The 4,156-nt window shown below is 63.5% G+C and carries 2 protein-coding genes and 1 pseudogene; all 3 read right to left on the bottom strand.

Annotation, left to right across the window (positions count from 1 at the left end; all coding sequences use genetic code 11):
* Positions 1-608, bottom strand: a pseudogene (gene gcvT / locus HX846_RS31450) (glycine cleavage system aminomethyltransferase GcvT); the annotation flags it as partial.
* Positions 609-647: 39 nt separating this feature from the next.
* Positions 648-2,024: an L-serine ammonia-lyase gene (locus HX846_RS31445; RefSeq protein WP_087692646.1), complete on the bottom strand. Its 1,377-nt coding sequence runs from the start codon at positions 2,022-2,024 to the stop codon at positions 648-650.
* 141 nt (positions 2,025-2,165) lie between these two features.
* The coding region (gcvP, locus tag HX846_RS31440; RefSeq protein WP_178966890.1) for an aminomethyl-transferring glycine dehydrogenase at positions 2,166-4,156 on the bottom strand (1,991 nt) is incomplete at its 5' end.

The following is a 4,156-nucleotide window of genomic DNA, read 5'->3' as shown; positions in this document are numbered from 1 at the left end:
GGTACCGAGATTTCGAAGCCGTCTTCGCCGGTGTAGCCCGAGCGGCTGACGTAGCAGTCCACGCCCAGCAGGCGGGTCGGTGCGAATTGCATGAAGGTCATGTGCTTGACCTCCGGCGCCAGGCGCGCCAGCACGCTGACGGCAGCCGGGCCTTGCAGGGCCAGCAGGGCGCGTTCCTCGAACAGTGGTTCGATGGTGCACTGGTCACCGATGTGCTGGCGCAGGTGGGCCAGGTCCTGGTCCTTGCAGGCAGCGTTCACCACCAGGAACAGTTCGTCGTTACCCAGGTTGGCGACCATCAGGTCATCCAGGATGCCGCCTTGCTCGTTGGTGAACATCGCATAACGCTGCATGCCCACCGGCAGGTCGATGATGTCCACCGGCACCAGGGTTTCCAGGGCCTTGGCGGCACCGGCGCCGGTCAGGCGGATCTGGCCCATGTGCGACACATCGAACAACCCGGCTTGTTCACGGGTGTGCAGGTGTTCTTTCATCACGCCCAGCGGGTATTGCACCGGCATGTCGTAGCCGGCGAAGGGCACCATGCGCGCGCCCAGTTCGATGTGCAGGGCGTGCAACGGGGTTTTCAACAGGGTTTCGGTGGACATATTCAGCTCCTGAAAAACGTGCGGACGCGCTTATAGGCGTCAGCACTCGATAATGTTGACCGCCAAACCGCCACGGGCGGTTTCCTTGTATTTGCTTTTCATGTCGGCGCCGGTCTGGCGCATGGTGCGGATGACCTTGTCGAGGGACACGAAGTGTTGCCCGTCGCCGCGCAGGGCCATGCGCACCGCATTGATGGCCTTGACCGAACCCATGGCGTTGCGCTCGATGCAGGGCACCTGCACCAAGCCGCCGATGGGGTCGCAGGTCAGGCCGAGGTTGTGTTCCATGCCGATCTCGGCGGCGTTCTCCACCTGGGAAACTGTACCGCCCAACACTTCGCAAAGGGCGCCGGCGGCCATGGAACAGGCCACGCCGACTTCCCCCTGGCAGCCGACTTCGGCGCCGGAGATCGAGGCGTTTTCCTTGTACAGAATGCCGATGGCTGCGGCGGTGAGCAGGAAGCGCACCACTCCGTCTTCGCTGGCCCCCGGGATAAAGCGCATGTAGTAGTGCAACACCGCCGGCACAATCCCGGCCGCACCGTTGGTGGGCGCCGTCACCACGCGCCCGCCATTGGCGTTTTCTTCGTTGACCGCCAGGGCGTACAGGTTGACCCAGTCCAGCACCGACAACGGGTCACGCAGCGCCGATTCCGGGTTCTTGCACAGTTGGCGATGCAACGCGGCGGCGCGGCGCTTGACCTTCAGGCCTCCGGGCAAAATCCCTTCGTTGCGACAGCCCGCGTCCACGCAGTCCTGCATCACCTGCCAGATCTTCAGCAGGCCGGCGCGGGTTTCCGCTTCCGGGCGCCAGGCGCTTTCATTGGTCAGCATCACCTGGCTGATGGACAGCCCATAGGTGGCGCAATGGCCGAGCAAGTCCTTGGCACTTTTGAACGGGAACGTCAGGGGCGTGGCGTCTTCGACAATCCGGTCGTGGCCGGCGGCGTCTTCATCCACCACAAACCCGCCGCCCACCGAGTAGTACTCGCGGCTGCGAATCTGCAAGCCGGCGGCGTCGAAGGCGCGGAAGATCATGCCGTTGGGATGATAGGGCAGGGGTTTGCGAATCATCGCCAGGTGTTCTTTCTCGTTGAACGCAATGCTGTGTTCGCCGAGCAGGTTCAAGCGTGCGTTGCCGCGAATTTCCAACAGGCGGGCGGCAACGGTTTCAGTGTTCACGGTGTCCGGGTGCTCGCCCTCCAGGCCCAATAATACGGCCTTGTCACTGCCGTGGCCTTTGCCGGTGGCGCCGAGTGAGCCGTAGAGCTCCACCTTGACGCAGGTGGTGGCGCCCAGCAGGTTGTCGCGCTTCAGTCCCTCGACGAATCGAGCGGCAGCGCGCATCGGGCCGACGGTGTGGGAGCTGGAGGGGCCGATGCCAATCTTGAACAGGTCGAACACGCTTAAAGACATGGTTGTTCTCCGGTTTCTTATTATTGATCGGATGTACGCGGTCCAATGTGGGAGCGGGCTTGCTCGCGAAAGCGGTGGGTCAGTCACCAGATGTATCAACTGACACTCCGCATTCGCGAGCAAGCCCGCTCCCACATCAGGTTACGCGTAGCTTTCGATCGACGGGCACGCGCACACCAGGTTGCGATCGCCAAACACGTTGTCGACCCGGCCAACCGGCGGCCAGTACTTGGCTTCGATCAACGACGCCACCGGGTACACCGCTTGTTCACGGCTGTATGGGTGGCTCCATTCGCCAACCAGTTCCGCGGCAGTGTGTGGCGCGTTTTTCAGCGGGTTGTCGTCTTTGTCCAGCGAGCCATTTTCCACCGCGCGGATTTCTTCGCGGATGGCGATCATCGCGTCGCAGAAGCGGTCCAGTTCTTCCCTGGATTCGCTTTCGGTCGGCTCGATCATCAGGGTGCCAGCCACCGGGAACGACATGGTCGGCGCATGGAAACCAAAGTCGATCAGGCGCTTGGCCACGTCATCCACGCTGATGCCGCTGCTGTCTTTCAACGGGCGCAGGTCGAGGATGCATTCGTGGGCCACCAGGCCGTTGCTGCCGGTGTACAGCACCGGGTAGTGCTCTTCCAGGCGACGGGAAATGTAGTTGGCGTTGAGGATCGCCAACTGCGAAGCGCGCTTGAGGCCCGCGCCGCCCATCATGCTGATGTACATCCAGGTGATCGGCAGGATGCTCGCGCTGCCGAACGGTGCGGCGCAGACCGCGCCTTCCTTGCGTTCCATCGCGGCATGGCCGGGCAGGAACGGCGTCAGGTGGGATTTGACGCCAATCGGGCCGACGCCCGGGCCGCCACCACCGTGGGGAATGCAGAAGGTCTTGTGCAGGTTCAGGTGGGATACATCGCCGCCGAACTTGCCCGGGGCGCAGAGGCCGACCATCGCGTTCATGTTGGCGCCGTCGATGTACACCTGGCCGCCGTTGTCGTGAATGATCCCGCAGATTTCGCGGATGCCTTCTTCGAACACGCCGTGGGTGGACGGGTAGGTGATCATCAGCGCAGCGAGGTGCTCGCGGTGCTCGATAGCCTTGGCACGCAGGTCTTCGATGTCGACGTTACCGCGTGCATCGCAGGCGGTGACCACCACGCGCATGCCGGCCATGTTGGCGGTGGCCGGGTTGGTGCCATGGGCCGACGACGGGATCAGGCAGATGTCGCGGCGTTCTTCGCCACGGCTCTGGTGATAGGCACGGATGGCCAGCAGGCCGGCGTATTCGCCCTGGGAACCAGCGTTCGGTTGCAGGGAAATCGCGTCGTAACCGGTGGCCGCGCAGAGCATGGCTTCCAGTTCGGTCGTCAGTTGCTGGTAGCCGGCGCTTTGCGAGGCCGGGGCGAACGGGTGCAGGGCACCGAACTCGGCCCAGGTCACCGGGATCATTTCGCTGGCGGCGTTGAGCTTCATGGTGCACGAGCCCAGCGGGATCATGGTGCGATCCAGGGCCAGGTCCTTGTCGGCCAGTTTGCGCAGGTAGCGCATCAGCTCGGTTTCGGAGTGGTAACGGTTGAACACCGGGTGGCTGAGAATTGGCGACTGGCGCAGCAGCGCGGCCGGCAGGGTGCTTTCAACGCTGGCAGCCAATGCGGCGAAGTCCGGCAGGGCTTTACCGCCGGCGAACACGCTCCACAGGGTTTCGATGTCGGCTTGGGAGGTGGTTTCGTCCACCGACAGGCCAACGCGTTCGCCGTCGACCACACGCAGGTTGATACGCTGGGCGCGAGCCTTGTCGTGCAGGGCAGCAGTTTGCGCGCCGGTCTTGATGGTCAGGGTGTCGAAGAAGTGGGCTTGTTCAACCGCCAGGTCCAATGCGCCCAAGCCTTTGGCGAAGATCGCGGTCAGGTGGTGAATGCGGTTGGCAATATGGGTCAGGCCTTTCGGGCCGTGGTACACGGCGTACATGCTGGCAATGTTGGCCAACAGCACTTGGGCGGTGCAGATGTTGCTGGTGGCCTTCTCGCGGCGGATATGTTGCTCGCGGGTCTGCATGGCCAGGCGCAGGGCCGGCTTGCCGAAACGGTCCACGGAGACGCCGACCAGGCGGCCCGGCATGTCGCGCTTGAACGCATCCT

It is taken from the genome of Pseudomonas sp. K5002, from assembly GCF_013386655.1.
Classification (GTDB): Bacteria; Pseudomonadota; Gammaproteobacteria; order Pseudomonadales; family Pseudomonadaceae; genus Aquipseudomonas.
Note: the sequence above shows the minus strand (reverse complement) of the source record. Positions and strands in the feature narration are given on the sequence as shown.

Excerpts from the sequence above, each read along its gene's own strand:
- HX846_RS31445 (WP_087692646.1), bottom strand. The coding sequence starts at position 2,024 with ATGTCTTTAAGCGTGTTCGACCTGTTCAAGATTGGCATCGGCCCCTCC.